This is a genomic window from Rheinheimera sp. (genome assembly GCF_030824435.1).
Classification (GTDB): Bacteria; Pseudomonadota; Gammaproteobacteria; order Enterobacterales; family Alteromonadaceae; genus Pararheinheimera.
In genome coordinates this window covers 83,545-107,663 of the sequence record NZ_JAVBXS010000020.1, presented here as the reverse complement: position 1 = coordinate 107,663, position 24,119 = coordinate 83,545, and the positions used below count along the sequence as shown (strand labels likewise).

The window sequence follows — 24,119 nt, the reverse complement described above, 5'->3', positions numbered from 1 at the left end:
TTTGATCCTTCAATTCAGGCAAGCTGCCGTGCTAAAAAATCTGCTGTAAATCCGCTTCAATCAGTAAAAAATCTTCGCTGGTAAAATATTGCCGGTGCAGTTCAACCACTTGTTGTCTGTAGTGTGGCAACTGCATTTTTGTATCTATCAGCTGAATTAATTGTTTACCTGTTGTACTTTGCGGGCAGACCAGATACCCCATAATCACCGGCTGATGTAACAGTTGGTGCAACACAAAGTTGCTGCTTTGTGGCACTTGTGGCTGGTGGCCACGCACTGTGGCGGCAAATTCTATCAAGGCGTCCAGCCGGTTTTTGGCCAGCATCTGTAATAAAGTTTCGGCGGCATATTCACCACTGCGCTGATAAAAGTGATTCGGGTGTTGGCTGATCAGCGCATCAAGTTTTTCCCCATAACTGCGCCCCTGTACCATGCCAATTTTCAGCCGGGGGTTTTGGCTGAGCAACAACTCTAAGTCAACCGGATCTTCGGCCAGCCGGCGATTGCTGATCAGCTGAATGGGTGGATAGACCGAAGTGGGCCTTTGGGAAAACAACAAAAAAGTTTCGCGCTCAGCGGTGCGGATTTTACTTAAAGCACAATAGTTGCCCTGTTCCCGCAACAACTTCCAGGTGCGCGCGTCGCCAAGCCGCAAAGGTTCAATATTTAATTCAGGTGGCGCCAGTTGCCGCAGCAGCGCCAGGATCTGAATATCGACATCACCACGACTATCTCTGCTGTCGCTGGTGTTATTCAGTAATAACCACATTTGTTCTGCTGCACTGAGCTGAAAAGCGGGCAGCAGCAATAAAAGCACACAGATATAAAGGGCTCGCATAACTTTTCACCCGCTGCACTAACACCAGCAGCCGTGATGCTGCTGGTAAAACTGCAGTTATTGATGCACTGTGGTATTACTTTAGCAAAAGCTGGGCTAAGCAGCCGTTTTGCGATCAGAAAGAATCTGTGGTGTCGACAAGCGGCAGGCTATCAGCGGCTTTTAACCTGCTGTTTGATTGTGTAGGAGGTTTGTTGCTGTTGGCCAACACAAACTAAAACAAGTGAGGCCATGCTCTGAGCTGACAGCAACCTGACCACCATGTAATTCAACTATAGATTTCACCATAGCCAGACCAAGGCCGGCACCTTCACTGTGGCGTTGCCGCGAAGGATCAACCCGGTAAAAACGGTTAAATAACAAAGGTAAATGTTCGGCTGGGATGGTTTTGCCGCGGTTTTGCACATGGATCTGGATAAAATCGGCATCATTTTGCACTTTCACCAGCACTTCACTGTTGCTGTCTGCATGGCGGATGGCATTGGACAACAGATTCGACAAAGCACGTTGTAACATCACTTTGTCGGCAGAAAGCTGCAGCCCCGGCCCCTGATAGGTCAGGCGTACTTGTTTGTCATCAGCAAGAAACTCAAAAAACTCAAAAAGTTGAGTGACAAAAGGCTTTAACGCCACAGCTTCAGGTTTAAGTTTTAACAGGCCGTGGTCGGTTTTAGCCAGCCACAACATATCACTGACCATTTTTGCCAGCCGCTCCTGCTCTTCCAGATTGGAATACAACAGTTCACGGTATTCTTCCAGGCTACGTTCTTTGCTTAAAGTCACCTGAGTTTGGGTAATAAGGTTACTCAGTGGTGTACGCAGTTCGTGGGCTATGTCGGCCGAAAACTCAGATAACCGGGCAAAACCCTGTTGCAGGTTTTCAATCATCTGGTTAAAACTGCCAACCAGTTCCCGCAGTTCTACCGGCACTTCTGCTGCTTCGAGACGCAAATGTAAATGTTCGGCGCTGATATGGCGGATGTCACTGCTGAGTTTGGCCAAAGGTTGCAGCCCCTGTCGGACACCAAACCAGGCGGCCAGTAAAATAACAGCCACAGCAGCCGCTATGGTCAGCCATAAAGTCCAGCGTAATAAATGCAGATAATGCAGGTGAAATTCCATTTCCATGGCCACTGCCACGTCAACGCCGTTTTTGCCTTGCAAAATAGCACCGCGAAAATGCCGGTTGTCCTGCTGCCAGCTGACTAAATCTGCTGGTTGTATTTGCTTGACCGGCTTAGTCAGTTGCAACAAAGGGGTTAAATCGGCGCCGTCAGTGCTGAGTGCGGGCTGGGCTTTATTATCCAGCACCAGATAATAACTCTGGTGATGGCCCGTTAATACCTGATGCAAATGCGCCTGATAGTTTTGTGGCGATAACTGGTCATCTTCCAGCGCGTGCAACACCGAATGTGCCACCGCTTGTAATTCACCGGCGTCCTGTTCAGAAAAATGTTGTTCAATAGAATTTTGTAACATAGAGGCCAGCAACATAGCGCATAACAACACGGCGGCTGCTACAAACAGCATCACCCTGTTGGCTAGCGATAACGGCACTTTGTTAAAATTCATGCTGCTCAGGCGCCTCTATTTTGTAGCCCATGCCACGCACAGTGTGAATCAGTTTTACCGCAAAATCGTCGTCGACTTTGCTGCGCAGTCGCCGTATTGCCACGTCTATCACATTGGTGTCTGAGTCAAAATTCATATCCCATACCTGACTGGCAATTAAAGAGCGGGGCAATACCTCCCCTTCGCGGCGCATCAGAAGCTCCAGCAGTGCAAACTCTTTTTGGGTCAGGTTGAGCTTTTTGCCGTTGCGGCTCGCTTTGTGTTTACTAAATTCCAGAATTAAATCAGCCACCTGTAGCCGGTCGGCCTGCGGCTGCAGCTGACCACGCCTAAGCAAAGTGCGTACCCGCGCCAGCAGCTCGTTAAAGGCAAAAGGTTTTACCAGATAATCGTCAGCACCAAGCTCCAGCCCACGGACGCGGTCGTCGACACTGTCGAGCGCACTGAGTAACAACACAGGGGTATGGCGGCTGGCCTGACGCAGCGCCGTTAAAATGCGCAGCCCATCAACGTCTGGCAACATTAAATCCAGAATAATCAGCTCAAAGTCTTCGGTCATGGCCAGATGATGGCCATCCAGCCCGTTGCGGCATAAAGTCGGGTTAAAACCAGCTTCAGTAAAACCCTGTTTCAGGTAATCACCGGTTTTAATTTCATCTTCAACTATTAATAAACGCATCTGAGTTCCCGTAGCCTGACCAGGGTGATGGCCGCGCTCAGCTTAGCCGAATCTGCGCAGCTGGCATAGCCTGGCGCTGGCGCCGATGGTTAAATGACAATATTGTCATCTTTGTGACAGAGTGTTGCAATGCAACAGCAAGCACACTGCTATTGGCTGCGATTTTTGCAGGTACTTTTTGCCGGCTATGCGCTGCAGCCTTAAACGACAAAACAACACATCAAAAAACAAGGAACAACAATGAACATTTATATGGCTACTTTATTCGCTGTGCTGCTTGGTGGTTGCAGCGCTCAGGCTTGGGCACATGGCAAAAACAATCACACCGCCACGGTGAATACTGAAGTTTACCAAACAGCGGCCGGACAAGTGGTGCAGCAGTTTCATCAGGCTTTGCAACAAGGCAACCGCGACGCTGCGTTGGCACAGCTGGCGCCAGAAGTGCAGATTTTTGAAGGGGGTGGCGTCGAGCGTTCACGGGACGAATACAAAGCCCATCATCTGGACGCCGATATTAACTATTTAAAACAAATCAGTAGCAAGTTGCTGGAGCAACAAATTGAAATTGTTGGCGATATTGCTTACGCCGTCAGCCGCAGCCAACAACAGGGCGAAATCAAAGGCAAAAAAATTGACCGCACCGGTGTGGAGTCGCTGGTACTGCGTAATATCAAAGGTCAGTGGCAAATAGTGTTAGTTCATTGGTCGTAATTTCAGCCAGTCCGCTTTGGCTGTGGTTGTGACCGCAGCCTGTTTTTTCTGCCTTCACACCTCGCCAAACCACAGAAGAAAAAGCCCAGATGACAAATTTGTAATCTGGCTGTCAGGCTGTTGTTGTGTGCTCTCTGACAAACTGCTGTCATCAATATTGTTTTTGTTGGGATCAGCATGAAATTTCTGTGGCTTATTATTTTTTGTCTGCCGTTACAACTTTGGGCGCATGGTGGTGAAGACCATAGCGATGAAGAGAAAAAACCAGCAGCACCAGCCGCTGCCAGTTCAGGCAGCCGGGCTTATGCCAGCTCTGAGTTATTTGAGCTGGTGCTGGTTGCCCCTGCTGCCGGCAGTGCTGAACAACAACTCAGTATTTATCTGGATTATTTTGCCGACAACAGCCCTGTAGCAGACGCCGTGATTGAACTGGATGCCGCAGGTTTTAGTGGCAAAGCCACTATGGTGCAACCGGGTTTTTATCAGCTGAAAACGCCAGCTTTATTACCACAACGTCATGCTGTGACCCTCACCATTGAAGCAGGTGACAACCTTGATTTATTAGCCACTGAACTGGATTTAACGCCAATCAGCACTGAAGTGCCGCATGACCATAGCTGGACCGAATACAGCTCGCAGTTGTGGCTGGTACTGGGGGTGCTGGCGTTGGCTTTGGTGTTCTGGCGTCTGGCGTCACGTCGTTCGCAGGGGGCAAACTAATGAAAAAGGTTCTGCAAAATCTGCTGTTGCTTAGTTTGGTGTCGGTGGTGTTCCCGGCTCAGGTGGCCGCCCATGGTGGTGAAGATCATTCTCACGACGAAGCACCTGTGGTGCAAATCAGTGGTGATAAACCAAGCCGCTTAACAGATGGCAGCCTGTTTATTCCCAAAGCAGCGCAACAACAATGGCAATTACGCACCCGCAAAGTACAACAAGCCAAACATCAGCGCAGTATTGAACTGCAGGCTGAAGTGGTGCTGGATCCGGCTTTTGGTGGCCTGATAGAAGCAGTACAGCTTGGCCAATTGCAGGCCGGGCCTGATGGCTGGCCAACTTTAGGCCAAAAGGTCACTGCAGGGCAGGTGCTGGCCGCTATAGCACCGCTGGATACCAGCCTGGACCGCAGCAATCAGCAGGCGTTATTGGCCGAATTAGACGCCCAGATAGCGCTGAACCGCGACCGCATCCGCCGTTTTGAAAAACTCGGCACGCTGGTGCCCGCCAACGAACTTGACGCGTTAAACATTGATTTAGCCGGCCTGAAAAAACGCCGTGAATTTGCCGCCAAAGGCGCAGGCCAGTTATTGCCGGTTGTAGCGCCGGTGTCCGGTGTGATCAGCAAAGTGTATAAATTGCGTGGTCAGGTGGTGGAAAGCCGTGACGCTTTGTTTCAGATTGTCGACCCTGCCCAACTGCTGATTGAAGCGCGTTTATATGACAACAGCCTGAGCTTGCCGGCACAGCCTGCGGCCAGCGCTTTGCTGCTGGCACAACAAAACCAGCCACAAGCTGTTGGTTTCAAGCTGCAACTCAGTGGTCAGGGTTTGCAGTTACAACAACAGGCCCGGCCTTTGTGGTTTAAGCCAGTGACAGACGACAATAGTGTTTTGCCGCCGCTGAGTGTCGGCCAGCCGCTGACTGTCATGCTGGCAACAGGCGAGCTGCTGACCGGCTGGGCTGTGCCCCGTACCGCTTTACAAAAACTTGATACCGGTGAAACCGCGGTTTGGGTGCATCAGTCGCCGGAACGTTTTATTGCACAAAAAGTCAGCCCGCTGCCGCTGAACGCCAACGAAGTGGTGATTGTCAGTGGTTTACATGACGGCGACAGAGTGGTGGTACAAGCTGCTTCGTTGCTGGCACAGGTGAGGTAAGCATGTTTGATGCACTGATCCGCATTAGTTTAAAACAACGGCTGTTTGTATTGGGTTGTGCTTTGTTGTTGCTGGTGTTTGGCAGCATGAGCCTGCAACAATTACCGGTGGATGTATTTCCTGACTTAAATAAACCTACAGTCACTTTAATGACTGAAGCCGGCGGTATGGCGCCGGAAGAAGTGGAACAACTGGTCAGCTTCCCGCTGGAAACCAGCATGAATGGTATACCTGGTGTTAGCCGGGTGCGTTCGGTGTCCGGTGTTGGTTTGTCGGTGCTTTATATCGAATTTGACTGGGGCTCAGATATTTACCGCAACCGCCAGATGGTGGCCGAACGGCTGAGTCTGGCACAGGAACAGTTGCCGGATGGCGTGATGCCACAGCTGGGGCCGGTGTCGTCCATTATGGGTGAAATTCTGCTGCTGGCCATTCCGGCCGATCCGGCCAAAGTCAGCCCTATGGCAGTGCGGGAATTTGCCGACTGGGTGGTGCGGCCCAGGTTACTCAGTATTCCTGGTGTCGCTCAGGTGATCCCTATTGGCGGTGAAGTGCGCCAATACAGAGTCGAACCTATAGCTTCACAACTGGCGGCGCTGGATGTCAGCCTGAATGAGATTGAACAAGCTTTAACGGATTTTGGCGCAAATTCCAGTGGTGGTTTTCTGGAAGCGCAGGGGCGCGAGTGGTTAATTCGCAACATTGGCCGCACCACAGCGCTGGACGATTTACAGCAGCTGGTGGTGACGGTTAAAAATGGTCAGCCGGTGTTATTACATCAACTGGCCAATGTAAATATTGTGGCCGCCACTAAAAGGGGTGATGCCGGTTATAAAGGCAAAGCAGCGGTGATTTTGTCGGTACAAAAACAACCGGCAGGCGACAGTGTGGTTTTAACCAGGCAGATTGAAGCTGCAGTGACCGAACTTAGCAAAGGTTTGCCTGCCGGGGTGCAGCCACCGCAGTTTTTATTTAAACAGGCTGATTTTATTGAAAATTCCATCAATAACGTCGAAGAAGCTTTGCGTGATGGTGCCATTATGGTCACCCTTATTCTGTTTATGTTTTTACTCAATGTACGCACCACAGCTATTTCTTTGCTGGCGATACCACTGAGTTTATTGGCCGCAGTGCTGGTATTCCGTCATTTTGGTTTGTCGATCAACACTATGACTTTGGGTGGCCTTGCCATTGCCCTGGGTGAGCTGGTGGACGACGCAGTGGTTGATGTTGAAAACGTATTACGCCGCCTGAAAGAAAACCAACAACTGGCCACGCCAAAACCTGTGCTGGAAGTGATAGCTGCCGCTTCAGGTGAAGTGCGAAGTGGGGTGGTGTATGCAACTTTAATAGTGGTGCTGGTGTTTGTGCCGCTCTTTGCTTTGTCAGGTATTGAAGGCCGGTTATTCAGCCCGCTTGGTGTGGCTTATATCACTTCTATTCTGGCCAGTATGCTGGTGGCTATAACTGTGACCCCTGTGCTGTGTTATTACCTGCTGCCGAAACTGGCGCAGCAACAACATGGTGACAGCGCGCTGGTGCGCTTTTTGAAAAAACGCGACGAGCAGCTGCTGCGCTGGTCTTTTGGTCATGCCCGCAGTTTATTGGCGGCTGCGCTTGTGGCGGTCACGCTGGCGGCAGCTGCAGTGCCGTTTTTTGCCAAAAGTTTCCTGCCGCCTTTTAACGAAGGCACTTTAACTATCAACCTGATGTTACAACCTGGCACAGCGCTCAGTGAATCCAATAAAGTAGGGGCTTTGGCCGAGCAGTTGTTATTGCAGGTGCCGGAAGTGACGCAGGTTGGCCGCCGTACCGGTCGGGCTGAACTGGATGAACACGCCGAGGGGGTGCATTACACCGAAATCGACGTTGATTTACAGGTACTGGAAAGGCCAAGAGCTGAAGTACTGGCGGAAATCCGTCGTTCACTGGCTGTGTTGCCGGGCAGTGTCAGTGTGGGGCAACCTATTTCGCACCGCCTCGACCATTTGTTGTCTGGCGTGCGGGCGCAAATTGCCATAAAAGTTTTTGGTGATGATATTGCCACCTTGCGTGCCCTTGGCAATAACCTGCAACAACAGCTTGGCAAAGTAGCAGGGGTGACCGATATCAGCCTGGAAAAACAGGTATTGATCCCGCAGGTAAAAATTCAGGTGGATTACCAAAAAGCCGCTGCTTATGGTGTGGCACCAGGTGCGCTGCTGCATAGTCTGCAACAGCAGATTGATGGGGTAAAACTCAGTCAGCTGGTCAGTAACGAACGGCGTTTTGATTTATTGTTACGTTTACCCGACAGTGCACGCGACCCTGCCGCTTTGGCGCAGCTGCTGATCCAAACACCCAAAGGCGCAGTGCCGCTGAGTATGCTGGCGCAGGTGCTGGAGTCAGACGGCCCTAATCAAATCAGCCGTGAAAATGGCCGTCGCCGTATCGTTTTATCGGCCAATGTCGAGGGCAGGGACTTAAGCCATGCTATTACCGACATCCGTGCTGTGCTGGCACAAACCAAGTTGCCGGAAGGGTATTTCACTGCGCTGGAAGGCCAGTTCCAGGCACAAGAAGAAGCCGCTGATTTAATTACTTTATTGGCGCTGGGTTCTTTATTGGCCATTTTGCTGGTGTTGTACAGCAGGTATCAGTCGCTGCGGTTAACCTTAATTATTATGGCGAATATTCCGCTGGCATTAATTGGCTCTGTGCTGGCACTCTGGTGGGCCGACCAGCCACTTTCAGTGGCAGCGCTGGTTGGTTTTATCACCCTGGCCGGTATTGCCACCCGTAACGGTATTTTGAAAATCAGCCATTACATCAACTTATGCCGTTTTGAAGGTGAAGTGTTTGGCACAAAAATGATTATCCGTGGTTCGCTGGAGCGTTTAACGCCTGTGCTGATGACAGCTTTAGTGGCGGCTTTTGCACTCTTGCCTTTGTTATTTTCGGCCGATGCCCCTGGCAAAGAAATTTTGCACCCTGTTGCAGTGGTGATTTTTGGTGGTTTGGTCAGCTCCACCATTCTGGACACAGTGCTCACACCGCTGATGTTCTGGCTTTGGGGTAAAGCGCCGCTGCAACGTTTGTTACAGGATAAAAATCAGCAACAACTGTATTAATTTTAGTTTTAACAACCTATTGAAATTATTGGAGAATTTTATGTTCAAAACCAGTTTACAACATCTGATGAAAGCAGCAGCGCTGCTGGCTTTCCTGGCAACAACAGCAGTGCAGGCCCATACCGATGAATATCTGGACACTGTGGTTGGCCCTAATGGTGGCCAACTGCGCATGGCTGGTGCTTATCATTTTGAGCTGTTAGTGGTGAAAAACAGCAAAGACACCAAAAACAATGCCATTAAAGTTTTTGTAATGGATCACGCCAACACGCCAGTGGCAACAGCAGGCGCCACTGCCACTTTAGTGCTGGTAGCTGGCAAACAAAAAGCCAAAGTAACACTAAAACCAGAAGGCAATAACGCGCTGGTGGGTGAAGCTATGTACGCTTCAGTACCTGAGATGAAAGTAGTGGCCAATATCACTATGCCGGGCCAGAGTGCACAAACCGCAAAGTTTGAACCCTTAAAACCAACGGCAGCAGCGGCCAAAGAGCATGACCATAATGAGCAGCACGATCATGGCGAAGAACACAAACATGATGGCGAAAAAACTGAAGATCATAGCCATCATCATTAAGTCGGGACTGGGGCCAGTTGTATCTGTGTGATGCTGCGCCTGAAAGATAAGCCAGACTTTAATAATAAAAAAACCACCGTCGCCGGTGGTTTTTTTATTATTCAGAATTAACGTATGTTGTCAGAGCAAAAGCCGTTGCTCTGGTGCTGTCATAGCGGCATTACTCCACTAACAGCAACTGAGTTTAAGCCTGTGTTAACACCGGATAATCGGTATAACCTTCAGCACCCTGGGCGTAAAACAGCTCTTTGCGTGGGGTATTCAGTGCTGCGTCTTGTTGCAAACGTGCCGGTAAATCCGGGTTGGCAATAAAAGGAATACCAAAAGCCACAGCGTCGGCTTTGCCCTCAGCCAGCCAGGCATTGGCCTGGGCTTTATTAAAGCCTTCGTTGGCAATGACTACACCGCCAAACTGCTGTTTGAGCATCGGCGTTAAGCTGTTGTCGGCGGCATGTTCGCGGGTAGAAATAAAGGCAATCTGGCGTTTACCCAGTTCACGTGCCACATAACCAAAAGTATCAGCAGGTTGGCTGTCTTTCATATCATGGGCGTCCATTCTGGGTGCTAAATGCACTGCCACTCTGTCTTTGCCCCAAACCTCAATACAGGCGTCTGTCACTTCCAGCAATAAACGGGCGCGGTTTTGCAAAGAGCCACCGTATGCATCGGTACGCAAATTGGTGCTGTCTTGCAGGAACTGATCCAGCAGATAACCATTGGCACCATGCACATGCACACCATCAAAACCGGCCGCTTTGGCGTTCATAGCGCCCTGACGGTAAGCCGCAATCACCTCTTTAATTTCGTCCAGTGTTAAGGCTCTTGGCGTTTCGAAGTCTTTCATCGGTCTTAATAAACTGACATGACCGGCCGGCTTGACCGCACTTGGCGCTACCGGTAATTCACCATTTAAATAATAAGGGTCGGATACCCGGCCTACGTGCCACAGCTGCAGGAAAATCAGCCCGCCTTGTTGGTGCACTGCATCTGTCACCAGTTTCCAGCCTTGCACCTGTTCGTCCGACCAAATGCCAGGCGTGTCAGGGTAACCCACACCCATAGGCGTGACCGAAGTGGCTTCAGATAAAATCAAACCGGCACTGGCGCGCTGGCGGTAATAATCAGCCATCAGCGCATTAGGTACCCGGCCTTCACTGGCACGGCAGCGGGTTAAAGGCGCCATTACCACACGGTTTTTTAATGTCAGGCTGCCCAATTGCAGCGGGTCAAACAAAGTTATTGTGCTCATTCAAATTCAGCCTTGTTGGTTAAAGCTGCTGTTGCAGACCTTGTAAAAACGCCTGAATAGCAGCTTCATTACGCGAAAAAAAATTCCACTGGCCGACTTTTTTGCTGCTGATAAAACCAGCTCTTTGCAAAATAGCCAGATGGTTTGACACTGTGGACTGTGACAGCCCGGTTTTTTGATCAATTTTTCCGGCACAAACCCCAAAAGACAGCGGGTGTTCCTGGTCGGCAAAATACAGCTCTGGCTGTTTTAGCCAATTTAATATGTCGCGTCTGACCGGGTGTGACAGGGCTTTGATCAGTTCATCAAGTTCAAGGTTGTTCATTTGGGATCCCAATATCCTTATATCGCGATAAATAGAAATATATATCGATAATTAACGATATGCAACAGTTGTTTTTTTAATCGTCATTTTTGCGCCAGGTCTTTTAGCAGACAGACTGATACCAAAATGATGTGTTTACGTAGACAGCTCTATAACTCTGGCAATAATCCGGGAGATAAATATGAAGTTAAAACAACAGTATCTAAAACAACAAATACGCAGGTTCTGGTTAAAGCCGGCTGTCTTGCTTGCTTTTGGCGTTTGCCTGCTGCTGAGTGCCTGCACCGGCGTGCCTGAAAATGTCACAGTGGTCACGCCTTTTGAATTAAACAAATATTTGGGGCAGTGGCATGAAATAGCCCGGCTGGATCACCGTTTTGAACGTGGTTTAACTCAGGTCAGCGCCCATTACAGCCTGAATGCTGATGGCTCGGTCAAAGTACTGAACCGTGGTTTTGACGAAAAATCACAACAATGGCAAGACGCACAAGGGGTGGCCAAATTTGTCGGGCCAACAGATCAAGGCCGGTTAAAGGTGTCGTTTTTTGGTCCTTTTTATGGTGCTTATAATATTGCCAAACTGACACCGGATTACAGCATGGCTTTGGTGGTTGGCCCGGATTTAACTTATGCCTGGCTCTTGGCTCGAAGTGAAATTCCTGAAGAAAAACAATGTGCTGCCTTTTACCAGGCGGCAACTGATCTTGGCATCAAACCACAAGACTGGATCAAAATCCGTAGCTGCCAATAACAGACACTAAAAACAAGTTGTGTTGTGCTGGATCAAGCCACAGTTTTGGCATGCTTCTATAGTCAGAACATGATGACTGAGCTGGATATCTGCGAATGAGCCGCAACTTTGTGTCTGATACCACCCAACCGCGGCTGATGTTCTGGTTAAAACTGATGATGTGGTGCGGTATCACGCTGATTTTGTTTGGCCATTATTTATGGGTGGGTGCCAAATTGCCGGAAACCATGGGCGTACCGGGCATTATCATAGTGGCGCTTTGTTGTGCATTTGGGTTGATTTTGTCGTTGCCGACCAAAATTTATCTGACGATATTGCTGATGCAATATGAAAATGAAGCTACGGCTGCAGAACAACAAGCCAAAACCGCGGCAGCAGACCGAGGCAACAACGAAGCTCGCCGTTAAAAATCAGGCCAGCAGCAGTTGTTGCAGCTGGGGCAAAGAGCTCACTGTATAGTCAGGTTTGATGTCATTCGGCGCCTCTGCTTGTTGATGATTGAGCCAACAAGCCGCAAGACCGGCGTTTTGCGCCCCTTTGACGTCTGCGATTATATTGTCACCCACCATCAGGGTTTTAGCTTTTGCCGGGTGCCCCAGGCTTGCCAGCGCATGATCAAAAATAGCCGGATGGGGTTTAGCCACCCCAACCTGTTCGGAAATTACCAGGGTGTCAAAAAAATGCGCCACACCACAACGTTCCAGCCGCAGTTGCTGCATTTGGGTAAAACCATTGGTGATTATGCCAAGCTGCGCTTTGCCACAAAGCGCTTGCAGCAACTCTTTGGCGCCTGGCAATAAAGTGCAGATGTCGGCCATGGTCAGCAAAAACTCATGGTTAAGTTGGGCTGCTGCTACGCCAAGCTGTTGGGCATAAGGTATAAAACGTTGGTTTTGCAGTTGTTCGGCGTTAATAGTGCCGGCCTGATATTGTTGCCACAAAGGCAAATTTAGTTGTTGGTAACGGCCAAATTCGGTTTGATCAAAAGCCAAATCATAACGGCTGAACAACTGCTGTAAACCGGCAAAAGCATCAAAATGAAACAGAGTGTCGTCGGCGTCGAATAAAATGCAGTGGTATAACATGGCTTTTCCGCGGGCAAATGAACTGAAATAACAGGCGGTGCATTATGCCAGAAAGCTGCGGTGCCAGACATGGTGAGCCGCAAAATTGTGTGCCAAAAAAACCGCTTGTGGCCGCTGTGATTGTTGTTACAATGTGCGCGTTTTTTAACCAAAAAGGGCAAGGCAATGAAAAAAACAGCAAAGGGCAAAGTTGCCCATGGCCGTGGTAACATCCACGACAATGCTTTAGCGGCTTTAGTCACCAGTCCGTTATTCCGCTGCAAAGTGGAAAAACCGAAAAAAGGCAAAGGCGCATACAGCCGTAAACATAATCGTCAGGGGCACTTACAGGGTGCCCCTGATGCATTTTGGGCTTTGAGATTTCTCCATTAAGCTGTTGTTTTTCTGGTGTTCGCCTGCATTTTTTACCACATAACCTCTTTACCCTGATTGCCTAAATTTGTGCCCCTTGTTAGCCTCAGACTTCCTTTTGCCCAAAGTGTTTGATTCAAACAAGGAAAAGCCATGACCCGCCCCGACAAAATTAATTACCTGGAACTGCCAAGCTTAAACCCACAGGCCAGCAAAGCATTTTTCAGTGCTGTGTTTGGCTGGAGCTTTGTCGACTATGGCCCTGATTATCTGGCGTTTTTTGATGCCGGTCTGGAGGGTGGTTTTTATCGTGCCCCTCAGGTTGCCACCACAGCACAAGGTGGGGTTTTAGTGGTGCTGAAAAGCGACAATCTGGAACAAAGCCTGGCCGCTGTCGAGGCCGCCGGGGCTGCTATTACTAAAGCTATTTTTAGTTTCCCGGGTGGCAGACGTTTTCAGTTTCTGGAACCCGGTGGCAACGAACTTGCCGTTTGGGCTGAATAACAATGCCGCAGCTGTTTGCCGTTCAGCTGGTGCACGCTTTTAGCAGTAGAACTTGTGCCGGTAACCCGGCGGCCGTGGTTGTGTTTGATGAGTTTCCACCGACAGAGCTATTACAACAACTGGCAGCTGCCACTTTGCAGCCTGTCACTGTGATGTTATGCCAACAGCAAAGCGGTTATCACATTCGCTGGTTTAGCAGCAGCGCCGAAATCAATTTATGTGGCCACGGCACGCTTGCTGCTGCGGCTGTGCTTTTTAACGAACCGAACAACACCAACCAGAGCAATGAATTAGCCTTCTATAGCCCTTTTGGCAATATCAGAGTGGCAAAACAAGATAACCATTTTTGCCTGACGCTCAGCGCTTTTGCCCTGCAAGCCCAAGCTCTGGACACTTTAACTGCTGCCATCACTCAGGGCGCTATGCGGGCTGCCAGCAGCAGAGATTTGGTTCTGGAGTTTGCCACTTCAGCCGAAGTAGCGGCTTATCAGCCGGATTTTGCTGTTATCTGTTTATTGTCATGGCACGCAGTGATTGTGACGGCAGCTTCGCCACAAGGCGATTATGTGTTCAGGTATTTTGCGCCAAAAATTGGCATCAACGAAGACCCAGCCACAGGCTCGGCCCACTGCTCACTGATGCCTTATTGGGCAAGCAGGCTTGGCCATGGGCCCATAAGAGCCTGCCAACTATCAGCAACAGGCGGCGAATTTGTAGTGCAATTATTACCACAAAGCGCCGGTGATTTGGTGCAGATAGCCGCTATGGCCAGGCTGTCTGGTGTCAGTGAACTGTTATTGCCATTAGCACCAGTCAGATTAGCATCGTTGTTTTGACTCTTACTCCTTAACTCTTTACTGCAAAACACTGCAGGCTTGCCCTTCGCTTGGCTGAGCCTTAAACTTTGCATCATTTTACAGCCACAGGCGTACCCCAGTTGACCACAACTACTGAGCTTTTTCGTTTAAATAAATTTATCAGCGACACCGGCTTTTGCTCCAGACGCGAAGCCGACAAACTGATTGAGTCCGGTCAGGTCAAAGTGAATGGCCAGCTGGCTTTGGTGGGCACCAAAGTGGCAGCAACAGATAACGTTGAAGTTGCAGGCAAACCGCTGAAAAATAAACCAAGACGCGTGTATCTGGCGTATCACAAGCCTGTGGGCATTACCTGCACCACTGAGCTGCATATCAAAGGCAATATTGTGGATGCGGTGAAATATCCGGAGCGGATTTTCCCAATAGGCCGGCTGGATAAAGAATCGGAAGGGCTGATTTTCCTGACCAATGACGGCGATATTGTGAATAAAATTCTGCGTGCCGGTAACGCTCACGACAAAGAATATGTGGTGACTGTCGACAAACCTATTCACGAACATTTTATCCGCAAAATGTCGGCCGGCGTGCCCATTCTGGAGACTGTGACTTTACCTTGTCAGGTGACACAAAAATCGCGGCATACTTTTAATATTGTGTTGCGTCAGGGGTTAAACCGGCAAATTCGCCGTATGACCGAATATCTGGGTTTTAATGTCACCAAATTAAAAAGGGTGCGCATTATGAATGTGCGTTTGGTTGGGCTGGCTGCCGGACAATGGCGCGAGTTAACGGCCGCAGAAATGACCGAATTGGAAACTATGTTATTAAGCTCCAGCAAAACTGAAGAAGCGTCCAGACTCACAGCACAGCAGTTGCCGGATGAAGACTGAGGTTGACCTGCCTGAGCTTGATGGGCCCGAATTAGACTGGCCTGAATTTGATTGGCAAGGAGAGCGGCGACTTTTTATTGGTGTTGCCCCTACTTTGGCACAAAAAGCGTTATTAACCAAGCTGTTGCACCAGCTGCCTGCGCCTTTGCAAGCGGTAAAATGCGACAATCTGCATCTGACCTTATTGTTTTTAGGCCAAAGCAGTGCAGCTCAGGCGCGGTTGCTCTGGCAACCGCTTCAGGCGCAAGCCAGTTTGCCTGCCTTTAAGGTGTTGCTAAATACACTGGAACTCTGGCCTGGGCCTGGTGTTTTTTGTCTGACCGGCGCCATCCAGGACAGCCGTTTGTTTCAGCTGGATAGCCAACTGCAACAAGCGGCGGCTATCGCTGGTTTCCCGCCGCCACAACATCAGTTAAAACCACATATCACTTTGGCGCGTAAAGCAAAAAGCTGGCCCAATCCGGCGCCTGAAGCCATTGAGCTAACGCTCAGCGCTGATGAATTGTTGTTATATCATTCGTTATCAACACCCAACGGTGTTTGTTATCAGCCTATCGCCCGCTTGCCTTTGATTGCAGAGTAAAGCCCGCGCCAGCCCTGTATATAAAAAAAACCGCGTACACCGGGACCTGGCATACGCGGTTTGGCACAACATTTTAAGCACGACAGAGGAGACGGCTTGTTGGCCTTAAAATATCAAAGCTGATAACTAATGTGCTGATGGAAACGCACTATTAAATCGTCTTTGGCTGGGTCTAAATTCAGCTGTTGTGCCAGCATTTTTAACGCCTGCTCCACCTGATTCATAAAACGGCCATAACCAAATTCGCTATTGTCGTCCTGGCCGGCAATCAACAATAAATGGGCGGTTTCAACCCGCTGATCGGCTTGCCAGTGACTGAATACCTGAGGTTTTGGTGAAGTTAAATCAAAACTCAGCATATGCAGTTCCTGGCTGCGTTTTTGTTTATCAATCTGACTGCTGCGCACCAGCGGTGTACTGCCGTCAGCCACCAACGCCAGTCGGGTCAGGTGTTGTGCCGTGGCACAACTAATTAAACGTTGTTCCAGTTGCTGGTAAAGTTCAGTGTAAGGTGCACTTTGGCCGGAGCTTTGCAGTTGTTTGACCAACTGCTGACTCAGCGGCAAAGTGGCTGCCGCATAAGTCATGGCTTGATGTTCAGTAGGGATTTGCAAATCACGGGCCTGATAACGGGCTGAAATAGAACGTAATTTATAACCAAAGCTGCTGTCGCAACCTTTAGCCCGGGCAAATAAATCATAAGATAAATGCTGGTGGTCACGGATTTTCAGTGGCACTGCAACAGGCAGTGCGGCTTTAAAATCCTGCAACACCGCTTTGACCTGACGGTGAAATTCAGCCGCCTGATTACGTATTTCAGTGCCAGTTGCCAGACACAATAAACTGATTTTACGGGCGCGATAATTTGGGTCGAAATAACTGTGCTGGGCTTCGTGATAAGCAGGATTATAAAAAAACAACATCTGATCGGCAGTCTGAAAATGAAAAGCTTCAGTATGAAAACGCACCACCGGCAGTTTATCGTTGGCAATAAAATGCACATTACGTAAACCGGCTTTTTCAGCCAGTTGGAAAAACTGCTGACTCAGTTGTTGATAACAACTCTGGGTATCGGCATAACAAGCAAAAAAGCCTTCGCTTAGTTGCAGTTCGGCCAAAATGTACTGGTTATCTTTAGCTGTGTCCGGAATATAGACTTTATGTTGGGTGCTGATAGCCATCAGAATTTCCTTGTAGATGCTTTATCGACGGCGCCATTCTAGTCGCACTGACTGGCGCAAACTTTGTTCCAGCGCAAGCTTTATCCTGATCCTGATCCTGATCCTGTGCTGTGACGCTGAGCTTAATTTGTGCAGATTGCAGTGGCATGGCAAAATCCGGCAAAGATAAAAAAGCCGGACATGGATCTGTAGTTTTAAGGGCAGTGACAATGAATAAAAGTGTATTTTTATAGCAGGCAAAAGCACAATTTTTAGATATTTTTCAAAAGAAAAAAGCCAAAACCAATGTGACAGTGGAAAAACACCGTGCTGAAGGTTTTTTATATGCCGGCGAATTATTGGAGCTGACCGATAAAACTGAATTACAGCAGTTGATGGCCGACGCTCATCTGGAAGTGTTTGGTTATGCGCTGAGTGAACGGTTGGATTATCAGCAACAACGTAAAGCTGCTTTAGCCGATGAACAATTTCAGTATTTTGCTGAACCTGCGATTTCACGCCGGCGTTAATTTTCGCTGGCAATACTACTGAACAGTAAAAGGCTGGTTTGCAAAACCAGCCTTTCTTATTGGCACTGATCTTTTCCCCAAATGTATAACCACCTCCTATGGAGGTGGTTTTTTACTGGAGCAGTGTGACAGTGCAGTTTTAATGCGTTTAGTGCAGTTTTAACCTTGGCCGGATAATTTTATTAATACGGCCTATCACCGAAATCATGATAGTGCGCAGCCAGCCATGCAAAGCTACCTGATGCATACGGTACAACGAAATATACGCCATCCGGGCAATACGGCCTTCAATCATCATAGCGCCGCCCACCAGATTACCCATCAGGCTGCCAACGGTGCCAAAGCGACTCAGTGATATCAACGAGCCGTGATCCCGATAATGATATTGCTGCTGAGGTTTGCCATTAACAGCGGCAATCAGGTTTTTCGCAACCAGCTCAGCCATCTGATGCGCTGATTGAGCGCGCGGTGGCACCCATTTGTTATCGGGCAAAGGGCAACCGGCACAATCACCAATCACGTAAATTTGCGAGTCACGGGTGGTTTGCAAAGTCGGCAGCACCAACAACTGATTGATGCGGTTATTTTCAAGCCCCGCCAAATCTTTTAAAAAGTCCGGCGCTTTAATACCGGCAGCCCACACCATCAACTCGCTGTCCAGATGTTCATCACCAAGCTGCAAACCTTGTTCGTCGGCTGCGGTGACCTTGGTGGACACCCGCACATCCACCCCCAGCTTTTGCAGCTCTTTATGGGCGGCAGCAGCAATACGCTCTGGTAAAGCCGGCAGAATACGTGGGCCTGCTTCAATGACACTGATTTTCAACCGGTCGCGTTTCATATCGCTAAAACCGTATAAATTCAGCTCAGCGGCGGCGTGGTGCAGCTCTGCCGCCAGTTCAACACCGGTAGCACCAGCACCAACAATGGCAATATTCAGATTGTCTTTCGGGTGGCCAGGTGAATTGAGTTTTAAATAAGCTTCCAGCAAACGGCGGTGAAACCGTTTTGCTTGGGTTGGGCTGTCCAGGAAAATACAGTTTTCTACTACACCAGGGGTGCCAAAATGGTTTGAGACACTGCCAATCGCCAGTACCAGATAGTCGTAACTCAGACGACGCTCAGATAAAATTTCTTCACCATTTTCATCAAACAGCGGCGCCAGAATAATTTGCCGCTGGTCGCGATCCAGCCCTGTCATAGTGCCAAGCTGAAAATCAAATCCATGTGCAGCAGCGTGGGCGCGGTAAGTCACCTGGTCGATATCAACGTCCAAAGTGCCTGTTGCCACTTCATGTAACAAAGGTTTCCAGATATGGGTGGGATTGCGGTCTACCAGCGTGATGTCAGCTTTGCCTTTGCGGCCAAGTTTATTGCCGATGCGGGTGGCCAGTTCTAAACCGCCGGCGCCGCCGCCGATAATGACGATACGTGCAAGTGCCATAGTGTTGTTACCAATTTTAGAAAAGAATTTGGTACAGGCGCAGGAACGGCTTTTTAACTGCGCTAATGCCAGGTAGGCAACAGCGGGTTCCTGAGACCAGCCGCCAGAGCGGCAAGTGAAATTGCGCGGCATTATACGCCTGAAATAACTTTGTCATCAGCCAATTTATAATTTTTATGCCGTATTGTTGCGACCTGATACCGGCAGCAATAACACTGGATTGACGGCATAAAAAAACCGGCGACGAGGCCGGTTTTTTCTGATCAGCTATTTTTTTGCCGTTTCATTGATTCGAAAAATTCGTCGTTGGTTTTAGTCATCGACAATTTATCGATCAGGAATTCCATACAATCGGTTTCATCCATCGGATTGAGGATTTTGCGTAAAATCCACATTTTTTGCAGCTCTTCCGATGAAGCCAGCAATTCTTCGCGACGGGTACCGGAACGGTTAAAGTCAATGGCAGGGAAGACACGGCGTTCAGCAATTTTACGTGACAGGTGTAGTTCCATATTACCTGTACCTTTAAATTCTTCGTAAATCACTTCGTCCATTTTTGAACCAGTGTCAACCAGCGCAGTGGCGATAATGGTTAAGCTACCACCTTCTTCCACATTACGGGCTGCACCAAAAAAGCGTTTTGGTTTGTGTAATGCGTTGGCGTCAACACCACCTGTTAATACCTTGCCTGAACTTGGGATCACAGTGTTGTAAGCACGGGCTAAACGGGTGATAGAGTCGAGCAGAATAATGACGTCTTTTTTGTGTTCAACCAAACGTTTGGCTTTTTCAATCACCATTTCGGCAACCTGGACGTGACGGCTGGCTGGTTCGTCGAAGGTAGAAGCAACCACTTCACCTTTCACCATACGTTGCATCTCGGTCACTTCTTCCGGACGCTCGTCAATCAGCAATACCATCAACACACATTCAGGGTAATTGGCGGCGATAGACTGGGCGATGTTCTGCAACAGAATAGTTTTACCGGCTTTTGGTGGTGCAACAATCAAACCGCGTTGGCCACGACCAATGGGTGAAGCTAAATCCAGTACACGGGCGGTGATGTCTTCTTTACTGCCGTTACCACGTTCCATCCGCAGCCGTGAATTGGCATGCAGCGGAGTTAAGTTTTCAAACAAAATTTTGTTACGGGCTTGTTCAGGGCGGCCAAAGTTTACTTCGTTCACTTTCAGCAGCGCAAAATAACGTTCGCCTTCTTTTGGCGGACGAATAAGGCCAGAGATGCTGTCACCGGTACGCAGGTTAAAGCGTCGGATCTGGCTTGGCGACACATAAATGTCATCCGGGCCTGCTAAATAAGAACTGTCTGAAGAGCGCAGAAAGCCAAATCCGTCGGCCAGAATTTCGACAACACCGTCGCCGTAAATTTCTTCACCGTTTTTCGCGTGTGATTTTAAGATGGCGAAAATAATATCTTGCTTACGCAGACGGGCCATGTTTTCCAGGCCCATGGACTCAGCCAGATCAACCAGCTCGTTAATCGGCTTCAGCTTCAGTTCGGTTAAATGCATATTGATGGGTTCTTGTGTATCAAAACAGAAAGATAGCTTTTCGCTGAGCAATTGGGTTTGGAAATGAATTAGTCAACGAACAAGCGGGTTATTAGAGAAGTTGCTGAGCTACACCATAGCAGGATAAGTTTTGGCCGTCCAGCAGGGCCATAAAAAAAGGCGTACAAAATATACGCCTGATTTTGCCTGTGCTGATTAAGCTCAGATATTGCTGTCCAGAAACTCTTTCAGCTGAGTTTTTGACAAAGCGCCTACTTTAGTGGCTGCAACCTGGCCGTTTTTAAACAGCAGCAGCGTTGGAATACCACGGATACCAAATTTTGGTGGTGTGCCTGGGTTGTGGTCGATATTCACTTTAGCAACAGTGACTTTACCGGCGTATTCTTTGGCCACGTCGTCCAGAATTGGCGCGATCATTTTGCATGGACCACACCATTCAGCCCAGAAATCTACCAACACAGGGCTGGCAGCTTTTAAAACATCAGCTTCAAAGCTGTCATCAGAAACCTGTAAAATATGTTCGCTCATTGTACTCTCCGATAGGGCTGGGCAGGGTTACTGCATTATTCAGCTGTGTGGGTCAGTGTCGGCGATAACGGCTCAGAGAAGCTGCTCTGGCACCGCACCGCTGATGATATGGCCCGTGAAAAAACTGGCATCAATTTTATCCTGACTGTTCCTTATTGCAAGCGTAACGGTTATGCTAGCCCGGTATGAATAAAACACACCTCACTCAGCATAAATTCGCCGATTTTGCATTGGCACCTCAGGTCCTTGCCGCACTTCATGCGCAAGGTTACACTCATTGCACACCTATCCAATCTCAGTGTTTACCACTTGCATTGGCAGGTAAAGACATCGCCGGTCAGGCCCAGACCGGCACAGGGAAAACCCTGGCCTTTCTGACTGCAACCTTCCATTACCTGTTGACGCATGAACCAAAAGGTTCAGGTCAGCCGCGTGCCATTATTATGGCTCCTACGCGGGAACTGGCAGTTCAGATCCATCAGGACGCTGTTGAACTGGCAAAACATGCCGGTTTAAAGCTTGCTCTGATTTATGGGGGCGAAGGTTACGATTCTCAACGTCAGTTATTGGAAAAAGGCGCTGATATTTTAATTGGCACCACAGGCCGCCTGATCGACTACATGAAACAAGGTTTGTACGACCTGTCACAAATTCAGGTTGTAGTGCTGGATGAAGCCGATCGTATGTTCGATTTAGGCTTTATCAAAGACATCCGTTATATGTTTAACCGGATGCCCGCAGCAACAGAGCGTTTAAGTTTATTGTTCTCTGCCACTTTATCTTACAAGGTACAGGAACTGGCGTTTGAACAAATGAATCAGCCGGAACACATTCATATTGCACCAGAGCAAATGACCGGCAGCCGTATCAGTGAAGAGTTATTTTATCCGTCCAACGAACATAAAATGAAGTTGTTGCTGACGTTGATGGAAGAAGAATGGCCGGATAAAGCCATTGTTTTTGCCAACACCAAACACTGGTGTGAAGATATTTTTTCCTGGTTGGAAGCCGACGGTCATCGTGTAGGCATGCTCACCGGCGATGTCATTCAGAAAAAACGTTTAAAAATCCTTGATGATTTCACTACTGGCAAACTGGATATTCTGGTGGCAACAGATGTTGCCGCCCGTGGTTTGCATATTCCGAAGGTCAGTCATGTGTTTAACTTTGACCTGCCGGACGACTGTGAAGACTATGTACACCGGATTGGCCGTACTGGCCGTGCCGGTGAAAGTGGTAAAGCCATCAGTTTTGCCTGTGAACGTTATGCACTGAATCTGACGGCTATTGAAGACTATATCAAACACACTATCCCGGTCAGCCAGTATGACCCTTCCGCTTTATTAACGGATTTAACCCAGCCCAAGGCACGTGTTCGCCGCCGCCCTGGCCAGGCCCGCAGTGCAGGACGACCTCATCCGAATGGACCAAGACCGCAGCGCGCCAGACCACGTTAAGTCAGGCGTCAGCACGCCCGCACAATCACAGCATGAAGATATTTATGCTGTGATTGATCTTGGCTCCAACAGTTTTCACATGTTAATGGTGAAAGTGGTGGGTGGCAGTGTGCAGGTGATAGGCCGGGTGAAACGTAAAGTGCGTTTGGCGGCAGGCTTAAACGACAGTCTGGTGCTGAGCAAAAAAGCCATGACCCGCGGCTGGGAGTGTCTGGCACTTTTTGCCGAACGTTTGCAGGACATCCCATCACAAAATATCCGTATTGTTGGCACCGCCACTTTGCGTCTGGCACGTAATGTCAGAACTTTCCTGAATGAAGCCGAAAAAATTCTTGGCCATCACATCGACATTATCAGTGGGGAAGAAGAAGCCAGGCTGATTTATCTCGGCGTTGCCCATACTTCTAGTTGTGAAGCCAACAGGTTAGTGATTGATATTGGCGGCGCTTCCACTGAAATGGTGGTGGGTAGTGGTTTTTCGCCTTTGCTGCTTGCCAGCCTGAATATGGGTTGTGTCACTTATCTCGACCGTTATTTTGCCGATGGTTTATTAACCGAAGACAATTTTAACGCTGCTATAGCAGCTGCCGAGCAGGAACTGGATAACATAGCCCAGTCATTTCTGGCCGCTGGCTGGCAAATTTCGGTTGGGGCTTCAGGCACAGTGCAGGCGATGCAGGAGATTCTGGTGGCACAAGGCCAGGATGAAGTGATCACCCTTGTCAGACTGGAAAGCATTATGCAGCAGGCGCTGGTCTGTGGTCAGCTGGAGCATTTAAGCCTGGTGGGGCTGGCACAAGAACGTAAACAGGTGTTCCCTTCAGGTCTTGCCATTTTAATAGCGTTATTTCGCAAATTACATATTCCAGGCATGACACTTTCCGGCGGTGCGCTGCGTGAAGGTGTGTTGTACGGCATGTTGCCACAACTGCAACACACAGATGTGCGTAACAGAACCATCGCCAGTTTAATGGTGCGTTATTACATTGATGAACAACACGCCAATCGGGTGGCTGATATGGCTCTGCAACTGGCCTATCAGTTACAGACACAGTGGCAGCTCAGTAAATTTGAAGGCCTGAGTATGCTCAAATCCGGCGCTTTGTTGCATGAGCTCGGCCTGCTGATTGAATACAAAAACCACCATCATCATGGTGCTTATATTATCAGCCACACCGAATTACCTGGTTTTACCCGGGCCCAGCAACAATTGCTGATGGCGTTGGTTTATAACCATAGGGCTGATATCAACCGCGAAATTATTGCCCGCCAGACCATGACCTCAGTGCTGCTGGCAGTGCGCCTGACCCGTTTATTACGTCTTGCCGTAGTCTTGTCGATGCGCCGCCGCCATGAAGTATTGCCTGAAGTGCAGATCAGTGCTCAAGCCGAAAGTCTGACTTTAACTCTGCCCAAAGGCTGGCTGGAACAACATCCTTTGATGCGGGCCGAGCTGGAGCAGGAAGTGGCTTATCAGCAGCAAGCCGGTTGGTTGTTGCAACTGAAGTAATGTTGCAATAAAAAAGCGCCTGATGGCGCTTTTTTATTGAT

Annotated in this window: 25 protein-coding genes; 15 read left to right on the top strand and 10 right to left on the bottom strand. The window is 49.0% G+C overall.

What is annotated here, in order from left to right; translation table 11 throughout:
* Positions 1-31: 31 nt before the first annotated feature.
* The 3 genes from RCH83_RS04385 to RCH83_RS04375 form a co-directional block, all read right to left on the bottom strand.
* Positions 32-838, bottom strand: a complete 807-nt coding sequence (locus tag RCH83_RS04385; RefSeq protein ID WP_306519414.1) for a hypothetical protein — start codon at positions 836-838, stop codon at positions 32-34.
* Positions 839-1,000: 162 nt separating this feature from the next.
* Positions 1,001-2,410: a heavy metal sensor histidine kinase gene (locus RCH83_RS04380; protein ID WP_306519412.1), complete on the bottom strand. Its 1,410-nt coding sequence runs from the start codon at positions 2,408-2,410 to the stop codon at positions 1,001-1,003.
* The gene (locus tag RCH83_RS04375) at positions 2,400-3,089 is read right to left on the bottom strand and encodes a heavy metal response regulator transcription factor (RefSeq protein WP_306519410.1); all 690 of its coding nucleotides are present in this window, start codon (positions 3,087-3,089) and stop codon (positions 2,400-2,402) included. Before RCH83_RS04375 ends, RCH83_RS04380 begins: the two co-directional genes overlap by 11 nt.
* A 240-nt stretch (positions 3,090-3,329) precedes the next feature.
* On the opposite strand from RCH83_RS04375, the gene RCH83_RS04370 reads away from it, so the two are divergent.
* The 5 genes from RCH83_RS04370 (at position 3,330) to RCH83_RS04350 (ending at position 9,361) form a co-directional block, all read left to right on the top strand.
* Positions 3,330-3,800, top strand: coding sequence for a nuclear transport factor 2 family protein (locus RCH83_RS04370; RefSeq protein ID WP_306519408.1), 471 nt, complete (start codon positions 3,330-3,332; stop codon positions 3,798-3,800).
* 177 nt (positions 3,801-3,977) lie between these two features.
* Positions 3,978-4,520, top strand: a complete 543-nt coding sequence (locus RCH83_RS04365; RefSeq protein WP_306519406.1) for a hypothetical protein — start codon at positions 3,978-3,980, stop codon at positions 4,518-4,520.
* Entirely contained in the window at positions 4,520-5,674 is a 1,155-nt protein-coding gene (locus RCH83_RS04360; protein ID WP_306519404.1) for an efflux RND transporter periplasmic adaptor subunit, read from the top strand. Before RCH83_RS04365 ends, RCH83_RS04360 begins: the two co-directional genes overlap by 1 nt.
* Positions 5,675-5,676: 2 nt before the next feature.
* The gene (locus RCH83_RS04355) at positions 5,677-8,784 is read left to right on the top strand and encodes an efflux RND transporter permease subunit (protein WP_306519402.1); all 3,108 of its coding nucleotides are present in this window, start codon (positions 5,677-5,679) and stop codon (positions 8,782-8,784) included.
* A 40-nt stretch (positions 8,785-8,824) separates the two neighbouring features.
* On the top strand, positions 8,825-9,361 hold the full coding sequence (locus tag RCH83_RS04350) for a hypothetical protein (protein WP_306519400.1): 537 nt from the start codon (positions 8,825-8,827) through the stop codon (positions 9,359-9,361).
* Positions 9,362-9,545: 184 nt separating this feature from the next.
* On the opposite strand, the gene RCH83_RS04345 is transcribed toward RCH83_RS04350, so the two are convergent.
* Both RCH83_RS04345 and RCH83_RS04340 read right to left on the bottom strand, forming a co-directional pair.
* Positions 9,546-10,610: an alkene reductase gene (locus tag RCH83_RS04345; RefSeq protein WP_306519398.1), complete on the bottom strand. Its 1,065-nt coding sequence runs from the start codon at positions 10,608-10,610 to the stop codon at positions 9,546-9,548.
* A gap of 19 nt (positions 10,611-10,629) precedes the next feature.
* On the bottom strand, positions 10,630-10,935 hold the full coding sequence (locus RCH83_RS04340; RefSeq protein WP_306519396.1) for a helix-turn-helix transcriptional regulator: 306 nt from the start codon (positions 10,933-10,935) through the stop codon (positions 10,630-10,632).
* 181 nt (positions 10,936-11,116) lie between these two features.
* Here RCH83_RS04340 and RCH83_RS04335 point away from each other — a divergent pair, with 181 nt between their 5' ends.
* Complete coding sequence (locus RCH83_RS04335) at positions 11,117-11,686, top strand: lipocalin family protein (protein WP_306519394.1); 570 nt, start codon at positions 11,117-11,119, stop codon at positions 11,684-11,686.
* 95 nt (positions 11,687-11,781) lie between these two features.
* Entirely contained in the window at positions 11,782-12,093 is a 312-nt protein-coding gene (locus tag RCH83_RS04330; RefSeq protein ID WP_306519392.1) for a hypothetical protein, read from the top strand.
* A gap of 3 nt (positions 12,094-12,096) precedes the next feature.
* On the opposite strand, the gene yjjG is transcribed toward RCH83_RS04330, so the two are convergent.
* Positions 12,097-12,771 (bottom strand): pyrimidine 5'-nucleotidase, encoded by a 675-nt coding sequence (gene yjjG / locus RCH83_RS04325; protein ID WP_306519390.1) that lies wholly within the window; start codon positions 12,769-12,771, stop codon positions 12,097-12,099.
* Between the two features lie 165 nt (positions 12,772-12,936).
* Here yjjG and arfA point away from each other — a divergent pair, with 165 nt between their 5' ends.
* The 5 genes from arfA (at position 12,937) to thpR (ending at position 15,917) form a co-directional block, all read left to right on the top strand.
* Positions 12,937-13,143 carry a ribosome alternative rescue factor ArfA gene (gene arfA, locus RCH83_RS04320; protein WP_306519388.1) on the top strand — a complete coding sequence of 69 codons (207 nt, stop codon included), beginning with the start codon at positions 12,937-12,939 and terminating at the stop codon, positions 13,141-13,143.
* Positions 13,144-13,275: 132 nt separating this feature from the next.
* Positions 13,276-13,626: a VOC family protein gene (locus RCH83_RS04315; RefSeq protein ID WP_306519386.1), complete on the top strand. Its 351-nt coding sequence runs from the start codon at positions 13,276-13,278 to the stop codon at positions 13,624-13,626.
* Between the two features lie 2 nt (positions 13,627-13,628).
* On the top strand, positions 13,629-14,462 hold the full coding sequence (locus RCH83_RS04310) for a PhzF family phenazine biosynthesis protein (protein WP_306519384.1): 834 nt from the start codon (positions 13,629-13,631) through the stop codon (positions 14,460-14,462).
* Positions 14,463-14,563: 101 nt separating this feature from the next.
* Positions 14,564-15,334 (top strand): 23S rRNA pseudouridine(2604) synthase RluF, encoded by a 771-nt coding sequence (gene rluF, locus RCH83_RS04305; RefSeq protein ID WP_306519382.1) that lies wholly within the window; start codon positions 14,564-14,566, stop codon positions 15,332-15,334.
* Positions 15,324-15,917, top strand: coding sequence for an RNA 2',3'-cyclic phosphodiesterase (gene thpR, locus RCH83_RS04300; protein WP_306519380.1), 594 nt, complete (start codon positions 15,324-15,326; stop codon positions 15,915-15,917). Before rluF ends, thpR begins: the two co-directional genes overlap by 11 nt.
* 113 nt (positions 15,918-16,030) lie before the next feature.
* Here thpR and RCH83_RS04295 read toward each other — a convergent pair whose 3' ends face one another.
* Entirely contained in the window at positions 16,031-17,098 is a 1,068-nt protein-coding gene (locus tag RCH83_RS04295) for a DUF3083 family protein (protein ID WP_306519378.1), read from the bottom strand.
* 287 nt (positions 17,099-17,385) lie between these two features.
* On the opposite strand from RCH83_RS04295, the gene RCH83_RS04290 reads away from it, so the two are divergent.
* A complete protein-coding gene (locus tag RCH83_RS04290) occupies positions 17,386-17,607 on the top strand; it encodes a hypothetical protein (RefSeq protein WP_306519376.1) in 222 nt (73 codons plus the stop codon).
* 148 nt (positions 17,608-17,755) lie between these two features.
* Here RCH83_RS04290 and RCH83_RS04285 read toward each other — a convergent pair whose 3' ends face one another.
* The 3 genes from RCH83_RS04285 to trxA form a co-directional block, all read right to left on the bottom strand.
* Positions 17,756-19,183, bottom strand: coding sequence for an NAD(P)/FAD-dependent oxidoreductase (locus RCH83_RS04285; protein ID WP_306519373.1), 1,428 nt, complete (start codon positions 19,181-19,183; stop codon positions 17,756-17,758).
* A gap of 131 nt (positions 19,184-19,314) precedes the next feature.
* Positions 19,315-20,583 (bottom strand): transcription termination factor Rho, encoded by a 1,269-nt coding sequence (gene rho / locus RCH83_RS04280; protein WP_306519371.1) that lies wholly within the window; start codon positions 20,581-20,583, stop codon positions 19,315-19,317.
* A 201-nt stretch (positions 20,584-20,784) separates the two neighbouring features.
* Complete coding sequence (gene trxA, locus RCH83_RS04275; protein ID WP_296298106.1) at positions 20,785-21,111, bottom strand: thioredoxin TrxA; 327 nt, start codon at positions 21,109-21,111, stop codon at positions 20,785-20,787.
* A gap of 185 nt (positions 21,112-21,296) precedes the next feature.
* Between trxA and rhlB the strand changes: the two genes are divergently transcribed.
* Positions 21,297-22,568 (top strand): ATP-dependent RNA helicase RhlB, encoded by a 1,272-nt coding sequence (gene rhlB / locus RCH83_RS04270; protein WP_306519368.1) that lies wholly within the window; start codon positions 21,297-21,299, stop codon positions 22,566-22,568.
* On the top strand, positions 22,534-24,078 hold the full coding sequence (gene gppA, locus RCH83_RS04265) for a guanosine-5'-triphosphate,3'-diphosphate diphosphatase (RefSeq protein WP_306519366.1): 1,545 nt from the start codon (positions 22,534-22,536) through the stop codon (positions 24,076-24,078). Before rhlB ends, gppA begins: the two co-directional genes overlap by 35 nt.
* Positions 24,079-24,119 lie beyond the last annotated feature (41 nt).